Here is a 19,883-nt window from a genome sequence, read left to right on the forward strand (position 1 = left end):
GGTGTAGTAACAACCGTAATACAAGAATTTTGAGACAGGCTTCTTTTTTATGCTCTTTGCCATATTCCTGTAACAAACCACCTATATATTCAGTGGTGGAGGTGCAGAAGATGAAAAAAATGATGACAATATGTCTTCTTACAACAATGACAATTACGGCTGGATGCAATTGGACACAAAAAAATGTTTCACAGGAATTCAAAGCAAAAAAAGTAACATATAAAGATTTTACGTATGAGGTTAATCCAGAAACGTTTGCTTTAACGATAGACCATGATGGAGTGAAGGAGCAAGCATCACAGCCTTTACCGAAAATGAAAGTATCAAAGTTGAAAAAAGATGATACACATACATCATGGGAATATCCTGATCAGAAAATAAAAGTGAATTTAGAAAAGAAAAAAGATCATGTAGATATTGGGATTGAATCTACAGGTGCAGAAAGCTTTACTTGGCCAAAAGTACAAGCTGAAAATTATACACTTCCTTTATGGGAAGGTAAGTATATTCCAAGCAATGATGAAAATTGGAAGAAATTCTTAAAGGATGAAACGTATTCATTTGCGGAATCATTTTCAATGAAATTTTTTGCATTAAATGGTTCGAAATATTCCATGGTATTTGTTGCAAACAATATGTTTAATAATGAAGTTGAATTTCATTCTGATCCGAAAATTGGATTTGATTTTACCCATGAATTTCCGAGTATTAACAAAAATAAATCATACGGTTTTCAACTGTATGTGACTGATAATGATGCGGTGAATATTGCAAAATTGTATAAGAACAATATTGTAGAGAAAGGTGAATTTAAAACATTACAAGAGAAAGCAAAACAAAATAAAGAAGTTGAAAAGTTATACGGAGCAGCTCACTTTTATTTTTGGAATCAAAATGCTTTATCGCAAAGTAATATAGATTGGCCAAAACTAAGACAACAAATCAATAGTCCTATATTTGGGTGGATGAAAGAACTGATTCAAAAATATAGTAAAGAGCCTGGCGAATTAAATGTATTTGATCAAATTAATAAGCAAGATTTTATTGATAAGTATCAGGAAAATGTTGTTTTACGTTATATAAATGAAGTGTTAGGAATGAAGGAGTTTTATAAAGAAGATATGTTTCCGAAAGTTGATGATGAGGCAAATCAATTATTGAAAAAAGGCGTAGATCACTTAACTGAAACGGAATTGTATAGTTTAAATAAACATTTGTTAAAATCAACACTTGGTGATGCAGTTGAGGATGTTGACAAATGGGGTAGTGCAGATGGAACGAATGTATTAAAAGAGATGGATGAAGCTGGTATTGAACATGCATGGATTGGACTGCCGAACTGGGAACAAGGATTCATTCAACCGGAATTTGTGAAGCTAGCTGAGAAAATGGGATATTTAGTTGGTCCATATGATTCTTATCATTCCATTCATGAAAAAGGCGATAAAAATTGGAATACAGCTTCCTTTAAAGATCCTTCACTATTTGAAGATGCAACGGTTGCCAAAAAAAATGGTGAGAAAATACAAGGATTTCTAGGAAAAGGTCGTAAATTAAATCCGACATTATCTTTACCTAGTGTGAAAGAACGAGTTAGTGGCATATTAAATAATGGTACCCCATTTAATTCATGGTTTATTGATTGTGACGCCACAGGGGAAATTTATGATGATTATTCTCCAAAGCATATTACAACACAAGAGCAAGATTTAAAAGCACGTTTAGCACGAATGGATTATATAGCGAAAGAAAAAGGTATGGTTGTTGGTTCTGAGGGTGGAAATGATTTTGCAAGTCAAGTGATTGCTTTTGCACATGGTATTGAAACACCCGTTATTAAATGGGCCGATGAAGATATGAGAAAGAATAAGACAAGTCCATATTATGTTGGGGGTTACTGGTCGCCAAATCAAAATGTTCCAGAAAAGTATGCAAAACAAGTACCAGTGAAGGAAGAATATAAACAAGTGTACTTAAACCCAGTGTATTCAATACCTTTATATAAATTAGTGTACAATGACTCTGTCATTACAACTCATCATTGGGAATGGGGTAGCTTGAAGGTAAAAGATGAAGTCGGAAATCGTATGTTATATGAACTATTGTATAACGTTCCTCCTTTATATCACTTAGATGAAGTTGAATGGAAGAAGCATAAAAATGAAATTACACATCATTTAAAAACATGGGAAGCATTTCATAAAAAAGCAGTAACAGAAGAGATGACGAATTTTGCATATCTTTCAAAAGACAAACTTGTGCAAACAGCTTCCTATGGAAAGGACATAAAAATAATTGTAAACTTCTCTGATCAAGATGTAAAAACAGAAGATACAGAAATACCAGCAAAATCGGCTGTTATTTTTGACGAAGGTAAGAAAATGATTTACAAACCTGAAACAAATAAACAGTGATAAATGTAGCAGGTTCCCACTGGTATGGTAACGAAAGTGCTAAACTGGGGGGGATTTTTTTTACTAGTATACAACGGAATTGTAAATTTTTTGAAATTATCATTTGATGTCTTGTTAAAATCCAACACGAGAGTATAATGTGAAATGAAATACATATTGATTTTACTTCTTTACAACGAAACCTTACAAAAATGTAAGGTGAATGAAATGAAATTCAATATGAAGATTGATAGACATGGAGTATACTAGGAAAAGAGAAAGAGAGGAGAATAGACATGAGCTCTGAATTAGAACAAAACACAAGAAGTAAAAAGAAACGTTCTAAAAGAAAATCTGTGAAGTGGTTCATTTTGATTCCATTTTTACTACTCATTTTTGGTGGAGTAGGATATGGTTCGTTTTTATATAATAAAGCAAATGCGGTTGTAAGTGATGCGTATGCAAAAATTGAGAAATCAACTAAACGCGATAAAGAGGTTGAACCGTTAAAAGATAATATTTCTGTTTTAATTATGGGTGTTGATGGAAGTGATATTCGAAAAGGACAATATGGAGAAGCTGTTCGTACGGATGCGCTATTATTGGCAACAATTAATAAAGATGATAAATCAGTAAAATTAGTAAGTATTCCACGTGATTCTCGCGTGTATATTCCATCAAAAAAGAAATTGGATAAAATTACGCATGCCCATGTATTTGGTGGAGTTGAAAGTACACGGGATACAGTAGAGAGATTTTTAAATGTTCCAGTTGACTATTATGTGAAATTTAACTTTGATTCCTTTGTGAAAATTGTAGATTCACTTGGTGGTATTGATGTGGATGTACCAGTTGCATTTACAGAACAAGATAGTAAAGATCAAGCAGGTATGATTCATTTAGAAAAAGGTTACCAACATTTAAACGGAGAGCAAGCTCTTGCGTTAGCACGAACTCGTAAAATTGATAGTGATGCAATGCGTGGTCAAAGACAACAGCTCGTTATTGAAGCAATTGCGAAAAAAGCAATGTCTGTTCAATCGATTAGTAAATTAGGTCCCCTTTTAGATGCAGTTGATAGCAAAATGAAAACAAACTTAACATTTGATGATATGCTTTCCATTACAAGAAATATGGCCGGAACTGATTTACAGATGGAGAAAATGCAAATAGAAGGTACGGATAAACGTATCGGTGGTATTTATTACTACATTCCAAATGAAAAAAATGTGCAAGACATTTCTAAAAAGTTAAATGAACATCTAGGTGTTACGCCAAAAGCAGCACGAAACTAATTGTAAAAGGTTGGCGCCTGGCCAACCTTTTTTGATTTATAATATATATGGGTATTAAATAAATCAAAATATTATTGGAGTTATTTAAAAATGTTTGCATATATAATAAAATGCATATATATAGTTAGCGAGGAATTACGAAGTACACGAATTAGGGTGAAACTTCCTTTGTATACAGTTTGTTAATGTTCATTTTAGAAGATTGAAAAGAAATTGAATAGATATACTAATATGAATGGAAGAATTATATAAGATTAATAGAAAGGAATTTAATAGAATGGGAAATGTATTTAATGTAAAAAGCATTATAGTCACAATAGTGGCTGTTGTTGCGATCGCAGTGGGGTATTTTATGTTTCAATCAATCACATCACCAGCTAGGGCAGTAGCAAATCAAGCGAATTCTTTACAGCTTGCAAGTGAGCAGTCAAAAGTGGAGATGAATAAAACAGCACCAAGTCAATTTAATGGTCAAGTTAGAAAAGTTGCCTACCTCACATTTGATGATGGGCCAGGAAAATATACGGCTGAACTACTTAATATATTAAAACAAAATGATGCGAAAGCAACATTTTTCTTAATCGGTGCAAATGTAAAACAATTTGCAGATTTAGTAAAGCGTGAGAAAGCAGAAGGTCATTATGTGGGCATGCATAGTATGACACATGATTCTAAAAAATTGTATACAAATGGCGAGTATGTGAATGAAATGAAAGAAGATCAAGGCTTAATAGCAAATATTATTGGAGAATTTCCGAAATTAACACGTCCTCCGTACGGTTCTATGCCTGGTTTAAATGAAGCGCTTCGTAATAAAGTAGTAGAAGATGGCTTAAAAGTTTGGGATTGGACGATTGACTCTTTAGATTGGAAATATAATAAAATGCCTGTTGATGCTGCTTCAGCAAAAATTGTTGAAAATGTAATTACAGGTGCAACGAATCCTAAAGAAGTTATCTTAATGCATGATATTCATCCGCAATCTGTTGCAGCAGTACCGGCAATTATAAAAGGATTAAAAGAAAAAGGTTATGAATTTGAAGCGTATCATGAAGGTGATCACTTCCCGTTGAATTTTTGGCATGACAAACGTATGTAACATAGGAGGAAAAGAAGTTGGGTTATAGAAAATTAGCACTAGTTGGAGCATTATCAGTAGGATTATTATCAGGTTGTTTTGGCGAAAAGCCAGAAGAAAATCTATTTGTTGCATTTGAAAACGCAGCTAAACAAGAAAAGTCATTGTTTGAAGATGCGAAAAAATTAGAGACGCTGGAAAAACAAGGCCAGGAATTATATGCTCAAATTATAAAAGAAGGAAAAGAGCATAATGAAGCTGTTGCCCAAAAATTAGACCAAGCAGTTTTAAATGTGGGCGAGCGTGAAAAAATATTAAAAAATGAAAAAGATGCATTAGAGAAAGCACAGAAAGAGACGAACTCAGTTCAAAGTAATGTAGAGAAAATTGAAGATAAAAAAATACAAAAACAAGCGAAAAAAGTAGAAGAAGCTTATAAGAATCGTTATGATGCTTTTCAAAAAATGAACGAAAGCTATGTGAAATCAATGGCGATTGAAAAAGAACTTTATGCGAAGTTAAAAGTAAAAGAAACAAAGTTAAAAGAAATCGGTGAGAAAGTGAAAGCTGTAAATCAATTAACGGAAGAAATGCAAAAAGAAAAAGAGAAGTTTAATGGATATACAAAAGAGTATAATGAAGGAAAACTAGCATTCTATAAGGAAGCGAAAATCAAGGTTAAGGAACAAAAATAAAGTATATAAATCCAAATTAAAAAACCGACATAAATCCTTTCTTTTTAGGGGAGAGAGCATCCGGCCATGCATAGAAGCGGTCAGATCATCTTCTTGCCCTATGCCAAGTGAAAACAGAGAGAGAAAACGAGTGCAAGTCACCTTTTTTCTTCGTAGCAGCGATTTATATGTCGAAAAATCAAAGTGGATTTATATAGTATGATGTTAGGTAATACATAAATTTAAGGTGTAAGGCTCAAATGCGAAAAGGTAATGAAATACCTTAATCAAATAATATAGACAAAAAAGCTGAAAGACATTTAAATTATAATGTTTTTCGGCTTTTTTAACTTGTAGGACAGAAAAGACTGGAAATGAAATTCTAAAAGAGTTATAGTTTAATGTTTAAGGAGAAAAAAGATGTTTAAGAAAAGAAATGATGAACATCATATAAGTAAGGAGAATGAAAAATGACATATGAATTTTTACTCAAATTAGGTTTGGCACTCTTTTTAGGTTTATTTATAGGGATTGACAGGCAACTAAAGAATAAACCACTCGGTGTGAAAACAAGTATGGTCATTTCTGTAGCAAGTTGTTTAATTACGATGGTTTCGATTGAATCTGTGAATGTTTACTCTTCACCAGGACATACAAATATGGACCCAATGCGTTTAGCAGCACAAATTGTAAGTGGTGTTGGTTTCCTTGGAGCAGGTGTAATTTTAAGAAGAAATAATGATGTGATTTCAGGATTAACAACAGCATCAATGGTTTGGGCAGCATCTGCTTTAGGGATTGCAATTGGGGCAGGTTTTTATATACAAGCAATCGTTGCAATGATTCTCATTATATTAGCTATAAATGTATTGCCACACCTTGTTAAAATAGCAGGTCCTTATTCTTTAAGACAAAGGGATTTAGCGATTAAAATTATCGTAAAAGAGCACCGAGAATTAGATGGCATTTTTAAACAAATTAAAAACTTAAACATGCAAGTGAAACGCGTGAAAATTAAAGATATTGATAGTGAATCTCAGCAATTAGAAATGGTTATATTAGCACCTGAAGATTTATATACAACCGAATTATACAGTTCCTTAAAGGAAATTGATCATATTGTTTCGGTTGAGGTTGAAAGTAGATAATTATAAAGTTTAATGAATGAAACAAGGTTAAATCAAAAAAGGGTGATGAAATTCACCCTTTTTTATTTGAAAAGTATTGTTTTTTTACACTATTATGAGTAGTAATAACCATCCTTCAGTTTTAGAAAAAATAAAGAAGTTAAGCGAATGATGAAGAACCTCCCATGATTAAAATTCCACTTTATCAGTAGGGAAAACAAGACCGATTTGTTGTCTAGCCTCCTTCATAATTTTTTTGCTCTAACCTTGAATAAACCGCTGTAAGAGAAAAGTCTTGTAATATACGTGAATCTTCGATAGATCTAGTTGTGATTGTATTTGTTCCAACTATTCTAACTTTAAAATGTTTTTGATATGAATTGCCATAGGAAATTAATTATATAGGGAAGAATGGGAAATATTAAATGATTTGCTTAATTGATATAGATGCTATGTTACCCTTTGGTATAATGAGGGACAAGAGGGGGAGACGAAATGGATATAACAATTAGAAAGGCAACAGAAAAAGATATAAAAGGGATCGCAAAAGTGCATGTTGATAGTTGGAAGATAACATATAAAGGAATAATATATGATGAAATCATAGACAATGCAACGTATGAAAGTCGGGAAAAGCAATGGGAAAATATCTTTAAACAAGCGGTAGGAAATGAATATAGGTATGTGGCAGAAACGTTTGATCAGAAAATTATAGGATTTATTGATGGTGGTCATGAAAGAACAGGAAAGTATAATTGTGACGGAGAACTGTATGCGATTTACTTATTGAAAGAATATCAAGGAAATAAATTAGGAAAGAGATTATTTCAAGAACTTGTGTCAGAATTTATAAAAAATGATATGTCTTCTGTATTAGTATGGGTTGTTTCTAGTAATCCTTCGAAGCTTTTTTATGAAAAATTCAGACCAGAACTTATTGATACAAAATTTTTGGAAAGGTTAGATGTAGAAGAAACGGCATATTGTTGGAGAAATATTAAAAGTCTGTATAAGAGCTTAACATAATAAAATATGAAGTTTTCAGCTTACGAATGTATTTAGCCCATGGGAAGGTGTATTCATACTAGGACTTTTATTCCAGAATTAAAAAATGTATGTTTTTACCAATAAATACCAAGTATAAAACGTGTAATTTTTAAACATTTTAATATATAAAGGAGGTGAACGGTAATGGCTAGAAATCGTAATTCAAATCAGTTAGTATCAAACGGAGCACAAGCAGCACTTGATCAAATGAAGTATGAAATTGCACAGGAATTTGGTGTACAACTTGGAGCCGATACTTCTTCACGTGCGAATGGTTCTGTAGGTGGTGAAATCACAAAACGCCTTGTAGCTATGGCAGAACAACAGCTTGGTGGCGGGTATACTCGTTAATTTAAAGCAGTATGAAAGAAAGGAAGAATTCTTCCTTTCTTTTTTTTTGTATAGTTTTTACTAAAACAAAAGTGAGTTTTCCATTTAATAGCACGAATATACTGTTGTAAGGATTGGGAAAATAGAAGTAATGCTATGATATACTCCAATTTCTTTTGTTATATAAGTTGAAAAGCAGACAAAATGTGATAGCCCTGATGAAATTTAAAAATGAATTTCATCAGGGTTACTATATGGAAAGAAATACGTGAGGAAGGGTCTCGAAATCAACATGCTAAAAAAAGAAAACTGTTGTTTAATTGCACTTGCATCTGTTCCACTTGTTATGACATTAGGAAATTCCATGCTAATTCCAATCCTTCCGACACTTGAAAAAAAACTCCATATCTCTTCTTTTCAAGTATCCATGATTATTACAATATATTCTATCGTTGCTATTGTATTGATTCCGATTGCTGGGTATTTATCGGATCGCTGGGGACGTAAAATGGTAATGGTTCCAAGTTTGTTAATTGCAGCTATCGGTGGTGCAATAACGGGTTGGGTATCATGGAAAGTGGAAAATCCATATGTTTGGATTCTAATTGGAAGAGCGATTCAAGGGATAGGTGCTGCTGGAGCGATGCCAGTTGTAATCCCATGTGTTGGCGATTTATATAAAGATGAAAAACAAGTAAGTACGGGATTAGGGATCATTGAAACGTCAAATACATTTGGGAAAGTGCTAAGTCCAATATTAGGTTCTGCTCTCGCAGCAGTAGTATGGTTTTTACCATTTTGGGCCATTCCAGTTTTATGTGCTGTTGCTATCATCTTATTATTACTGTTAGTAAAAGCAAAGAAACAAGAAAATCAAGCACCACCTTTCAAAGAATTCATTCAATCAATCGGTTCAACTTTCCAAGAAAAGGGAAGATGGTTAGTCGCAATTTTTGCATTAGGTGCTATCATTATGCTCATATTATTTGGAATTCTTTTTTATTTGTCTACGATATTGGAAGAGAAATATAACATTCATGGAATTTGGAAAGGCTGTATACTTGCGATTCCGTTGCTTGTATTATCAATAAGTTCATACATGGCAGGAAAGAAAATCGGTGATGACCAAGATGTTATGAAAAAATGTATATATATCGGATTTATATTAGCAGCCGCGTCTGTTATACTTCCATTATTTTTAAAAGGCATTTACTTGTTAATTCTTTGTCTTGTTGTTATGGGAATGGGAATCGGGATTGCTTTACCGTGTTTAGATGCTCTTATTACACAAGGAATTGAAAAAGAACAAAGAGGAACTGTTACCTCTTTTTATAGTTCAATGCGTTTTACTGGTGTAGCAGCGGGACCACCTCTGTATGCTTACTTTATGAAGGGGACAGATCATGAAGTATTTTATTTAACCTGCATATTTGCAGTTGCTGGAGCAATTATTACAATTGTGTGGATTAAGCCTAAAAAGAATAATAAACCTTTAAATTCAGTTCCGGAACCTACATCTTAATTCAAAATTTTTTAATATCTCATTTCAACCTGTTAATTCTCTTTCGTATGATCAACATAGTGATCATAATCAGGTATTGCCAGTTAATCAAAATTTTCAACAAGTTTATTTAGGCCCGCTGTTAATGGCTTACCGGATATCGGAATTCCATATAAGTAACTGCTCCTTTTATGAACATTATACAAGAAATACAACTTTAATTATTGTTTAACAATTACCTATAAAGTGAAACTTTAATCAGTGGGGGTTTTCTTCATCCCCCACTGATTATTAGTTGAACCAATCGGGCTTTTACGGGCAGTTCATCCCCCTCCTAACTTCTTTGCTTTTGCCAAATTTTGAGGTGGGGGTCTTACTGCCCGTTAATGCGGGATAAATATACTGAACCGTTATACTTTCTTTTCTAAAAAATGAGTTGTTTTAGCATGTAAAGAGCAACTCCCCAAATAATAACCCCTGAAATTTTATTTAGAATTGCAATTGAGTTTCCTGATGAATTTAATTTTCCAAGCACGTGCCCTGCAAATGCTAAGCCAATAAACCAAAGCCAAGAAACTATAATTGTTGTAAAAGCAAAGGCCCATTTTTCGTTGCCTACATATTGAATAGAGTTTGTGCCAATGACGCCAATTGTATCTAAAATTGCATGAGGATTCAATAAGGAAACAGAAGCGGCAAAGATAATTTGCTTTTTGATAGTCATCGTTTTTGCTTCAATCGTCTCTTTTGTAGAATCACTTTTCCAAATCATCCATCCCATATAAATCAGAAAGAAAAATCCAATTACATAAAGTATTGTTGTTAGCCATGAAAAGGTCAGAAGCATAAGTGATACACCTTGTACTGCAATCAAAATTAAAATTGTATCGCAGATTGATGCGGTTAGAACAACTGGTGTAGCCCGTAAAATATTTGGCTGACTAGCACCTTGGTTAAAGACAAAGACGTTTTGTACACCTAATGGAATAATGAGTCCAAACGCAAGAACCATTCCGTGAAGAATTGCTTCAATCATTTTATTTCCTCCCATATAAATTACTGAAATATGATAGTGTATATTGTATAGAAGAAAATCGAAATTGTATCCATCCATATGGTTGGATAATAAACCAACCAAAAAGAAGTGAGGTGATAAAATGGAGCGATTTGACTGGAAGCCAAATGGATTCTCTCCGATTCCCTTATATAAACAAATTGAGGAATATATAAAAGAGAAGATTATAAATGGAGAATGGACGATTGGTACAAAATTACCGTCACAGCGAGCTTTTTCACAAGCATTTGAAGTGAATCGAAGTACAATTATAATGGCTTTAGATGAATTAGCAGCGCAAGGATTGATTGAGGGAAAGGGTAGAAGAGGAACAATTGTGAGAAACGATACATGGAGTGTATCAACTTTGGTGCCTCCTCCTAACTGGAATTCTTATGTAGAAACAGGTATTTATTATCCGAATCTTCCTACCATTCAAGAAATTAATGAAGCCGAATTTTATCCACATATCATTCGATTGGGTACTGGTGAACTTTCACCAGAACTTTTACCTGAAAAGAAAACGAAGCAAATCATGAAAGAACTTTCTCGTGGGAAAATTCCTTTAGGATATGAGGAACCAAGAGGAGACTTCAAGTTGAGAGAACAAATAGCCACGTATTTACAAAAATATGATATTTTTGCATCGCCGGCATCTATATTAATTGTTTCGGGAGCAATTCAAGCACTGCAACTTATTTCGATGGGACTTCTATGCAAAGGCTCATCCATTTTACTTGAAAAACCATCTTATTTATACTCCCTCAATGTTTTTCAATCTGCAGGAATGCGTTTGTTTGGTATTCCGATGGATGAAAATGGGGTTCAGCCATCACTTATTTCAAAATATAAAAGACGATTCAATGGTTCAATTTTATATACTATTCCGTCTTTTCATAATCCAACAAGTCTTGTCATGAATGAACAAAGAAGGCAAGACGTTATGAAAGTATGTAATGAAATTGGATTACCTATAATTGAAGATGCCGTGTATCAAGATTTATGGCTTGATTCGTCTCCACCAAAACCATTGAAGGCATATGATACAAATGGGATCGTATTACATATTGGAAGTATGTCAAAAGTCATTAGTCCGGGTTTAAGAATCGGCTGGGTTGTTGGACCAGAACCAGTCATTAAAAGATTGGCAGATATAAAAATGCAAATGGATTACGGCTCGAGTTCGTTATCACAACGAGTTGCTGCAGAATGGTTTGCAAGTGAGTTATATGAGAAACATATACAGCAAATACGAATTGAGTTAAAAAAACGGAGAGACTTTATGCTTGCAATGCTAGAGAAATACTGCAGAGATATAGCAACTTGGCAAATACCAAGCGGTGGATTTTATATTTGGCTACATATTGAACAAAACATTTCGATGCGGGAGTTGTTTGAAAAAGCATTACAAGAAAAAATTCTACTCAATCCTGGGAATGTGTATGATAGAAATGCAAGCCAATATTTACGTCTTTCTTATTCATATGCCTCAATGCATGATATAGAGAAAGGGATTGAAATGGTTGCGAGATTGATAAAGAATCTCTCAGTATAATAATCACAATTTTTAGAAGTGAAAAATGATATCATAAATACCAGTAATTGAAAAAGGAGAAGAAATATGAAACAATATGTCATTTGTCAGGTTATCGATGGAACAAAGTATTTAGCTGCCTATGCAGAAACAAAACAAGAAGCGATTGAAAAAGCAGAATTATTAGGGTTAAGGACGGGAAGCCGCTACGTTGTTGTTACTGCTGAAGAAGCGGAGGGATTACAGTATCCCTAATTGTTAAGCTACTAAAATAGAGAAAAAGAGTGAATCTAAGATTCGCTCTTTTTTCATATTTGTATAAAATTAACTTCAAACATCATTTCTTTGTTTCTAAGATAATACTATACTTATTTCTGTATATTATAATATTTTGTTTGAAAACAGTAATAAGAATGCTGTATGAGCTTATAAGTATTATTTTAACCATAGAAAATACATAGATGATAGAGGAGAGAATAAAATGAATGAAGTAAACATACGGCCTAAAAAAAGGTCTAAGTATCGTATTATGTTAGGAACGTGGTATTACTCTGTAAAAAGGAATATTCAATGGTTAACGGATGGGAAAAAGTATGCTAAAACTTTTCAACAAGAAAAGTTACCTTGTACTGTTATACAGCATCGAACAATACTGTTTCGTAAACTTAAAGATGTAGATATGTGGTATCAAGAGAATAAAATTATTAATTTGAAAATCGCTATTAAACAGTTAAATGGTGTTGTAATTAAGCCGGGAGAAACATTTTCTTATTGGCGTTTAATAGGTAAGACTACAAAGAGAAAAGGGTATGTAGAAGGAATGGTATTGCATTATGGTACTTTTAAACCAGGAGTTGGAGGTGGGCTTTGTCAACTTTCAAATTTAATATACTGGATGACATTACATACAACACTAACCGTAACAGAGCGATATCGTCATAGCTATGATGTATTTCCTGATTCAAAGCGTACACAGCCGTTTGGAAGTGGTGCGACTTGCTCCTATAACTATCTTGATTTACAAATAAAAAATGAAACAGATCAAGCTTATCAACTTCATCTTTACGTGACAGACGAACACTTAGTAGGGGAATGGAGAACAGCCTATCCTCAGCTTTACCAATATGAAGTATATGAAAAAGAACATGCAATTAAGCCAGCGTATTGGGGTGGCTATATCCGATGTAATGTCATACATCGTAGAGCGTTTAATCAACAAAAACAGTTTGTTGAGGATCAATATGTAACGGGAAATCACGCAATAATGATGTATGAGCCACTTCTGGCTTATAGTAGTGGTAAAAGTGAGGAGTAGTACTTTATGAAGAAGCCTAATAAAATGAAACTTTAATTTTACGGGTAGTTAATCTTACCTCTAACATCTTTACTTTCGTTGGACTTTGAGTTGGAGGTATTATTGTTCGTAAGTAGTAGGATAAAACATTTAGTTTATTAGGCTTATTTCTTTTTTATGATTTAGTGGTCTTACAATATCCATGTGAAAATAATGAAAAAAGTAAATGAATACAGTAAGAAGTATTTTTCTAAGGATTCTATGGATAGTAATGCTAATTTCTTTTTCAAATCCAATTCCCATTTCTAAATCGATTAATATATGTTTTGAAATTCCAAGACTGTAAAAATTTTTCGGCAGCGTGAAAACCAGACTGATAAAGCCATTCTTTTTCCTCAGTAGTTAATTGGAATTTTGTACTTGTAATTGTTCCAGTTGGAATTGCAATGGTTCTTGCTTTCGATTCTTTATCTAGATGGCGTAAGTCATGTGCTTGCATCATCGTTTTGAATAAGCCTTTAAACATCGAGATGGGATCTTCATAAGGAACAGGTTCAGCTTGTATTTCATTTTTTACAAAATGAAAGCCAAAAGTTGGCCAACGGGGTATATTAGGTGAGTCAAAAATCCAAATTGGATAATTGCTAAGAAGACCTCCATCAACCATATAACAAGGTTGTTTCCATTTAGGTGTTTTCCATTTTACTGGTTCGAAATAGAAAGGGATAGTACTGCTCATTCTAACAGCTTTTGCGATAGAGAAATCTTGATTTGTAAATCCATAGTTTGGTAAATCATCAGGGAAAATAACCATCTTTCCATTACTAATATCTGAGGCAATGATTTTTAAGTTTTGTGGATTAGATAAGTCGCTAAAATTATGAATCCCTTTTTTGTGTAGTAAGTCTTCTAACCATGTTTCTAAAAAAACATTTGAATAAATCCCTAATTTAGCCCATGCATTTAATCCCTTTCCTACAAAAGGAATTTTATCAAGTAAAGTTTTTTTTATAAATTGATGATAATTAACGTTACTAATAATTGTTTTTAATTCTTCACAAGAGTAACCTGCTGCCAGAAGGGCTGCAATAATAGCTCCAGCTGATGTTCCCGCTACACGTTCACATTCATAGCCTTGCTTTGCTAATGCACAAATTGCACCAACATGTGCAATTCCTCGAACGCCGCCACCTTCAAAGACACCATCGATTTTCATAGGAATAATTCCTTTCAAAGATTGGATTTGCCGTATAGCAAAAAAGCACGTGATTCACGTGCTTTTTTACAATAGTTTTTAAAGCCACTTAGCAACCGATGAAGCCGCCACAGCAGCTAGCTCCAATGATGATTAGAAGGATGAATAAAACGATTAATAAAGCGAAACCGCCGTAACCGCAACCACCACCATAACCGCCGTAACCGTAACCGCCACCACAACTGTAGCCGTAACCGCCACCATAACCATAACCCATATGGAATGCCTCCTTATAATAAAAGTTGAAATAAAGAAAAATGAACAATTTGAGGATCTGCTATAAGGAATTATGAAAGATCGTGTTTGTAGGAACACTGTATACTATGCTGTTTTAAACTTATTCGCGTCCTAGGGATAAGCCTGTTTTTTTGAATAACTTATTTCGATTTTTTAGGATGAAGGATGTACTGTATGTGTGTTATGATACGGATAAGCACATTTACGTAAGGAGAAGTTATGAGAAACCAGATTGATTTATTAATTGATAAATATGATTTAACACATATAAAACCAGAACTATTAGCTACTATATTTCCATGTGTAAAAGTTATTCCGAGACAAGAGGAGTCACTTTCAATTGGCTGTTCAAAGATGGGGGGAATGCCTGATGTTCCATCTACATTTGAATACCCAACTTATGAAGGGAAAGCGTTAGATTTTATTGCACAATTCAATCTAGCTGACCTACAAGGCGTGAACATAGAGCATGACTTACCTGAAACAGGTATGTTGTATTTCTTCTATAATGGCAATTATCAATATGATGGTACTTGGCGTGTTCTATATTATAACGTTCCGCTAGAACAATTACAGAGGATAAGTGATCAACCATCAAAATATACACAATGTGCATTATCATTTAAGCTAACATATAAACTCCCTGAGCTATTTATTGAAGATGAAGCTGATTCGGATCGTTTTCTACAACTATTAGAGGAGTTAATGCCAGATCATTATGATAATCATCAAGTATTTGGTGAACCGTTCTCAGTGCAAAGAGAAGTATTTGAGGAGGCTGGAGAATATGCTGGTATTAATGATCAGGATATGACATTGTTATTCCAAGTTGACTCTGACTATACAAATTGTAATATGATGTGGGGAGATTTAGGGATGCTGTATTTCTGCATTGGAAATGAAGATTTAAAGCAACGTCGTTTTGAAAATACATGTTGTGTATTGCAGTCTTGTTAGAAGGAAAAGCAGTAGTTAATTCTTATTGAAGAGTTTACTGCTTTTCTTTTACGGTATATTTTTTAAAAATTCGATATTTAGTGATGATAAAATAATGATTAATAAATATGCACAATCCCATATTTTCTTTTTGAAAAAGTATTGTATACTTTAAAAGTATATGAACATTTTTTATGATTTTAAGTAGAAGGGCGTGACAAGATGAGATGAAGAAATCAAACAAGTATTTAACAGCTGTCGCACTTTGTTCAACGATTATGATTGGTGGTTTACAAGTTCCAGCAGTATCTTATGCAGCTACAAATGAAAAAGTAGACGATATAAAACCGGATACCAAATTATTAAAAAGTTTCCAAAAAGAATTAAAAAAACATATTGATAATCGTGAAGAAAATATTACAATCACATATAAAACAAAAGCTAAGAATGGTAGAGAAGTGATGGATACGCTCTATAAAGAGTATACTAAGATAGTAGATGCAGATGAGTACTTAAAATACAATGTAGCAAGTACAAAATATTCAATTCGTGGTATACCAGAAAATTATACTTTTACATTAAAAATTACATATCGTGAATCAAAAGAACAAACGCAACATGTAAAGGCGCAAGCAAAATCAATTATAAGTTCTATTTTGAAGGTTGGCATGGATGAGCATGAAAAAGTGAAAGCAATTCATGATTATGTTGTGAAACATGTTTCATACGATACTTCCTATAAAGCTTATACGGCGTATGAAGCGTTGGTGAATCGTTCAGCGGTTTGTCAAGGATATACATTATTAACCTATCAATTATTAAAAGAAGCAGGTATTCAATCCCATATCGTAACTGGGATGGGGGATGGGCAAGCGCATGCCTGGAATCTAGTGAATATCGATGGAAAATGGTATCATCTCGATACTACGTTTGATGATCCGGTTCCAGATAAAGAGGGACGTGTAACCTATTCATATTTTAATATGTCTGATGAACAATTCAGTAAAGATCATAGCTGGGATCGGAGTAAATATCCGGCAGCAACAACAAATTATTATAATGAATTAACAAGTAAAATCAAGGTAGGAAGTCCAAAAACACTGGTATATCAGCAAATGTTAAAGGATACAAATCTTGTATATTTATCTGCTAAATATGGAGCGGATAACTACAATGAATTAAAGAAAAAATTACAGAAGCAATTTGCAGGACAACCTAAAAAAGTAGAAGTGCGCTATAAGCGGTCTATGGATGGAACGATGCAAGATGTTAAAAAAGTATTAAATGAAATTTCTTGGCCAAACGGAGTGAAACGAGTTTCTTATCAAGTAGCTCCATATAGTGCGCAAGCTGATTATTCATTGGCGACGATTACGTTTAAGTATTAATGAAAAGAGTATCTTCCGTAGATACTCTTTTTTCTTAGTTGTTAGTAGAAAGAGAAGCTAAAATAGCTAAGTCATATAAAATGAAAATTTAATCAGTGGGGTTTTCTCCATTCCCCACTGATTATTAGCCCTCACCAATCCGGCTTTTCCGGGCAGTTGATCCTCTTTGCTTCTGCTGAATTTTGAGGTGGTGATCTTACTGCCCACAAATAGAAGAAAACTATTATTTTTAGAATGGATAACACATAATTAAAACCTTATTTATTGTAAAGTTATGTTAAAATCATCAAAAATAGGAATCAGGTGAATGATGTGTCTTTATTTGAAAATGATATATTTGCAATGATCTACTTGTGCATCATGATAGGCCTTATTGTGTTATTTGTCGTATCTTTCACTCTTTTTATTCGGAGATTACTAATAAATTCTTCCACAAAAAATGTTCAGTCCGATCAGATAGAGAAGAAGCTCGATAAAATTATAGAATTACTTGAAAAAGATAAAAAATAATTAAATAGAATAGGTGAAGGATATATTGGAGGAGTTAAGATGGCTGATTATATTAGAAAATTAAGAACAAAAGTAGGGCATGATTATGTAATTTTGAATTTTTCTGGCGGCTGTGTTTTTAATGAAGTAGGTGAAGTGCTTCTTCAAAAAAGAGGGGATAATGGTGCATGGTGATTTCCTGGCGGGGCAATGGAATTTGGAGAATCGGCTGAAGAAACTGCAATTCGAGAAATAAGGGAAGAGACTGGGTATATGGTGCAAGTGGATGAGCTTATAGGCGTATATACAAAGTATTTTCATACATATCCGAATGGAGATCAAGCACAGACGATAGGAATGTTCTTTAAATGCTCCATAATTGGTGGAAGTAAAAACATAGATGGAGAAGAAACTTTAGATTTACAGTTTTTCCCGTTAGATCAAATGCCTGTACTATTTAATGAACAACATAAGGATTGTTTGCAAGATATTCTGAAAGGGAAAACAGCTGTATATCGTTAACGAAAAAACTGCATTAAAAAGAATATCGTACATTTTTTATTTAGTTAATAGTTAGTTTGCTCTATTAGACAATAGACTTTAAAGACAAGAGGAAAAAGATATGACTTATGAATTTGTTTTTAAAGATTCCTTTATGGACCTGAGAAAAACTTATATACAAGAAACGAAAACGAATGAAGAAATACTACTTTATCCTAGATGGAGCTTTCCAAACGGAAAATATTCATTTTTTTGTAGGGAAGAAGAGTATAAGGCAATATCAACAAAAGAAAGCGTTATATATAATGTATTTATAGTGTGTCATCCGGATGGAAGCGAAATTGCGAGAGTTAAAAATATACCATTGTTAAAAAAAGAGTCTATATTAAAAGAACTTAATTTAGTGTATGGTAAAAATAGTTATCAGATAAAGACTACGCTTGCATTTAAAAATATTACTATAAGTAAAGATGAAGAATTGATAATGACAGCCAATAAAATCTCCTCGATATATAAAAATGTTTTGAGTATGTATGATTACAATGTTAATGTTCATAATACGTTAGACTTGCCATTTGTAGTGTGGGTGGCAATTTTTAAAGGGATAGTGTTATTGATGAGACATTAATGCTTAAAAAATCCAGAAAAAGAAGCCAATATAAATTGACTTCTTTTTTCTTTATATGTTTATTTCCACCAATCATCAAACATTGATGCCGGTGTTTGTCTTTTATGTTCACTTACTGTATAACGTTTTTCGATTTTTTCTGCAACGTCTTCAGGAACTGTTTTTCCTTCTAAGTAATCATCTAGTTGATCGTATGTAATGTCTAATTCTGTTTCGTCAGCTTGACCTGGCTTTTCGTCTAATAAATCAGCTGTTGGCATTTTTAAGTAAAGACGTTCTTCAGCACCTAATTCTTGTAATAAAGCTCTTCCTTGACGTTTTGTTAAGCCTGTAAGTGGTAGAAGGTCAGCACCGCCATCTCCGAATTTTGTAAAGAATCCTGTTACAGCCTCAGCAGCGTGATCTGTTCCGATAACAAGTAAACCTTGTTGTCCACCAATTGCATATTGTGTGACCATACGAATGCGAGCCTTGACGTTTCCTTTATTGAAGTCTGTTAATGACTCTCCTAATAAGTCTTTATATTGATTTGAAAATGCATCAACTGTTGATGCAATATCAAAAGCAACAGATTGATCTGGCTGAATGAATTGTAACGCTAATTGTGCATCATCTTCATCTTTTTGCACGTGATATGGAAGACGTACAGCAATAAATGTTGCGTTGCCTCCTTCATTACGAACTTCTTCAACTGCAAGTTGTGCTAAGCGACCCGCTAGTGTAGAATCTTGTCCACCACTAATTCCAAGCACAAATCCTTTTGCGCCGGTTTTTCTTAAATAGTCTTTTAAAAAATCAATTCGTTTACGAGTTTCTGCCTTCGGATCGATTACAGGTTGAACATGTAGTGCTTTCATAATTTGTTCTTGTAATGTCATTATGTTTTCCTCCTATTCATATAGAACGAGCGATAAATATATATGTACTGATTCATAAAGTGAAACTTCCATCTGCGGGGAGGTTTCATCCCTCGCGGATGGTTAGTTGAACCAATCGGGCTTTAACGGGCAGTTATCCCCCACCTATCTTCCTAGGCCCTCTCTGAATCTTGAGGTGGGGATCTTACTGCCCGTTAATGCGGGGTAAATCTCCATTCATATTATTTCGCAAAATTAGCGAATA

Annotated in this window: 19 protein-coding genes and 1 pseudogene; 16 read left to right on the plus strand and 4 right to left on the minus strand. The window is 33.5% G+C overall.

Annotation, left to right across the window (positions count from 1 at the left end):
* The first annotated feature begins 110 nt into the window (after positions 1-110).
* From C564_RS0111540 to C564_RS0111575, 8 genes are all read left to right on the plus strand, one after another.
* Positions 111-2,414, plus strand: a complete 2,304-nt coding sequence (locus C564_RS0111540; RefSeq protein ID WP_018765437.1) for a glycoside hydrolase — start codon at positions 111-113, stop codon at positions 2,412-2,414.
* A 275-nt stretch (positions 2,415-2,689) separates the two neighbouring features.
* Positions 2,690-3,688 (plus strand): LCP family protein, encoded by a 999-nt coding sequence (locus tag C564_RS0111545; RefSeq protein WP_003197007.1) that lies wholly within the window; start codon positions 2,690-2,692, stop codon positions 3,686-3,688.
* A gap of 277 nt (positions 3,689-3,965) precedes the next feature.
* On the plus strand, positions 3,966-4,787 hold the full coding sequence (locus C564_RS0111550) for a peptidoglycan-N-acetylglucosamine deacetylase (RefSeq protein ID WP_018765438.1): 822 nt from the start codon (positions 3,966-3,968) through the stop codon (positions 4,785-4,787).
* 17 nt (positions 4,788-4,804) lie between these two features.
* Positions 4,805-5,461, plus strand: coding sequence for a YkyA family protein (locus C564_RS0111555; protein ID WP_018765439.1), 657 nt, complete (start codon positions 4,805-4,807; stop codon positions 5,459-5,461).
* A 449-nt stretch (positions 5,462-5,910) separates the two neighbouring features.
* The gene (locus tag C564_RS0111560; protein WP_003197014.1) at positions 5,911-6,588 is read left to right on the plus strand and encodes an MgtC/SapB family protein; all 678 of its coding nucleotides are present in this window, start codon (positions 5,911-5,913) and stop codon (positions 6,586-6,588) included.
* 474 nt (positions 6,589-7,062) lie between these two features.
* A complete protein-coding gene (locus C564_RS0111565; RefSeq protein ID WP_003197016.1) occupies positions 7,063-7,593 on the plus strand; it encodes a GNAT family N-acetyltransferase in 531 nt (176 codons plus the stop codon).
* A 165-nt stretch (positions 7,594-7,758) separates the two neighbouring features.
* Positions 7,759-7,965 carry an alpha/beta-type small acid-soluble spore protein gene (locus C564_RS0111570; RefSeq protein ID WP_003197017.1) on the plus strand — a complete coding sequence of 69 codons (207 nt, stop codon included), beginning with the start codon at positions 7,759-7,761 and terminating at the stop codon, positions 7,963-7,965.
* A gap of 271 nt (positions 7,966-8,236) precedes the next feature.
* Positions 8,237-9,466: an MFS transporter gene (locus tag C564_RS0111575; RefSeq protein WP_003197019.1), complete on the plus strand. Its 1,230-nt coding sequence runs from the start codon at positions 8,237-8,239 to the stop codon at positions 9,464-9,466.
* Between the two features lie 403 nt (positions 9,467-9,869).
* On the opposite strand, the gene C564_RS0111580 is transcribed toward C564_RS0111575, so the two are convergent.
* The gene (locus tag C564_RS0111580) at positions 9,870-10,481 is read right to left on the minus strand and encodes a LysE/ArgO family amino acid transporter (protein ID WP_018765440.1); all 612 of its coding nucleotides are present in this window, start codon (positions 10,479-10,481) and stop codon (positions 9,870-9,872) included.
* Between the two features lie 121 nt (positions 10,482-10,602).
* Here C564_RS0111580 and C564_RS0111585 point away from each other — a divergent pair, with 121 nt between their 5' ends.
* From C564_RS0111585 to C564_RS0111595, 3 genes are all read left to right on the plus strand, one after another.
* Entirely contained in the window at positions 10,603-12,054 is a 1,452-nt protein-coding gene (locus tag C564_RS0111585; RefSeq protein ID WP_018765441.1) for an aminotransferase-like domain-containing protein, read from the plus strand.
* A gap of 66 nt (positions 12,055-12,120) precedes the next feature.
* On the plus strand, positions 12,121-12,288 hold the full coding sequence (locus C564_RS34670) for a DUF3933 family protein (RefSeq protein ID WP_003197025.1): 168 nt from the start codon (positions 12,121-12,123) through the stop codon (positions 12,286-12,288).
* A 226-nt stretch (positions 12,289-12,514) separates the two neighbouring features.
* The gene (locus C564_RS0111595; RefSeq protein WP_018765442.1) at positions 12,515-13,348 is read left to right on the plus strand and encodes a VanW family protein; all 834 of its coding nucleotides are present in this window, start codon (positions 12,515-12,517) and stop codon (positions 13,346-13,348) included.
* Positions 13,349-13,613: 265 nt separating this feature from the next.
* Here the strand turns inward: C564_RS0111595 and C564_RS0111600 are convergent, their stop codons facing one another.
* The gene (locus C564_RS0111600; protein WP_018765443.1) at positions 13,614-14,543 is read right to left on the minus strand and encodes a patatin-like phospholipase family protein; all 930 of its coding nucleotides are present in this window, start codon (positions 14,541-14,543) and stop codon (positions 13,614-13,616) included.
* A gap of 88 nt (positions 14,544-14,631) precedes the next feature.
* Complete coding sequence (locus tag C564_RS0111605; protein ID WP_003197032.1) at positions 14,632-14,799, minus strand: YjcZ family sporulation protein; 168 nt, start codon at positions 14,797-14,799, stop codon at positions 14,632-14,634.
* A 239-nt stretch (positions 14,800-15,038) separates the two neighbouring features.
* On the opposite strand from C564_RS0111605, the gene C564_RS0111610 reads away from it, so the two are divergent.
* The 5 genes and pseudogenes from C564_RS0111610 (at position 15,039) to C564_RS0111630 (ending at position 18,761) form a co-directional block, all read left to right on the plus strand.
* Positions 15,039-15,776, plus strand: a complete 738-nt coding sequence (locus C564_RS0111610; protein WP_003197034.1) for a YwqG family protein — start codon at positions 15,039-15,041, stop codon at positions 15,774-15,776.
* A 206-nt stretch (positions 15,777-15,982) separates the two neighbouring features.
* Positions 15,983-17,143, plus strand: coding sequence for a transglutaminase domain-containing protein (locus tag C564_RS0111615; protein ID WP_018765444.1), 1,161 nt, complete (start codon positions 15,983-15,985; stop codon positions 17,141-17,143).
* A 312-nt stretch (positions 17,144-17,455) separates the two neighbouring features.
* On the plus strand, positions 17,456-17,653 hold the full coding sequence (locus C564_RS0111620; protein WP_018765445.1) for a DUF4083 domain-containing protein: 198 nt from the start codon (positions 17,456-17,458) through the stop codon (positions 17,651-17,653).
* Positions 17,654-17,692: 39 nt separating this feature from the next.
* A pseudogene (locus tag C564_RS33440) lies at positions 17,693-18,154 on the plus strand (NUDIX hydrolase).
* A gap of 100 nt (positions 18,155-18,254) precedes the next feature.
* Positions 18,255-18,761 (plus strand): hypothetical protein, encoded by a 507-nt coding sequence (locus C564_RS0111630; RefSeq protein WP_018765448.1) that lies wholly within the window; start codon positions 18,255-18,257, stop codon positions 18,759-18,761.
* Positions 18,762-18,820: 59 nt separating this feature from the next.
* Here the strand turns inward: C564_RS0111630 and nadE are convergent, their stop codons facing one another.
* The gene (gene nadE / locus C564_RS0111635) at positions 18,821-19,639 is read right to left on the minus strand and encodes an ammonia-dependent NAD(+) synthetase (protein ID WP_018765449.1); all 819 of its coding nucleotides are present in this window, start codon (positions 19,637-19,639) and stop codon (positions 18,821-18,823) included.
* Positions 19,640-19,883 lie beyond the last annotated feature (244 nt).

Source organism: Bacillus sp. 105MF (genome assembly GCF_000374885.1).
GTDB classification, from domain to species: domain Bacteria; phylum Bacillota; class Bacilli; order Bacillales; family Bacillaceae_G; genus Bacillus_A; species Bacillus_A pseudomycoides.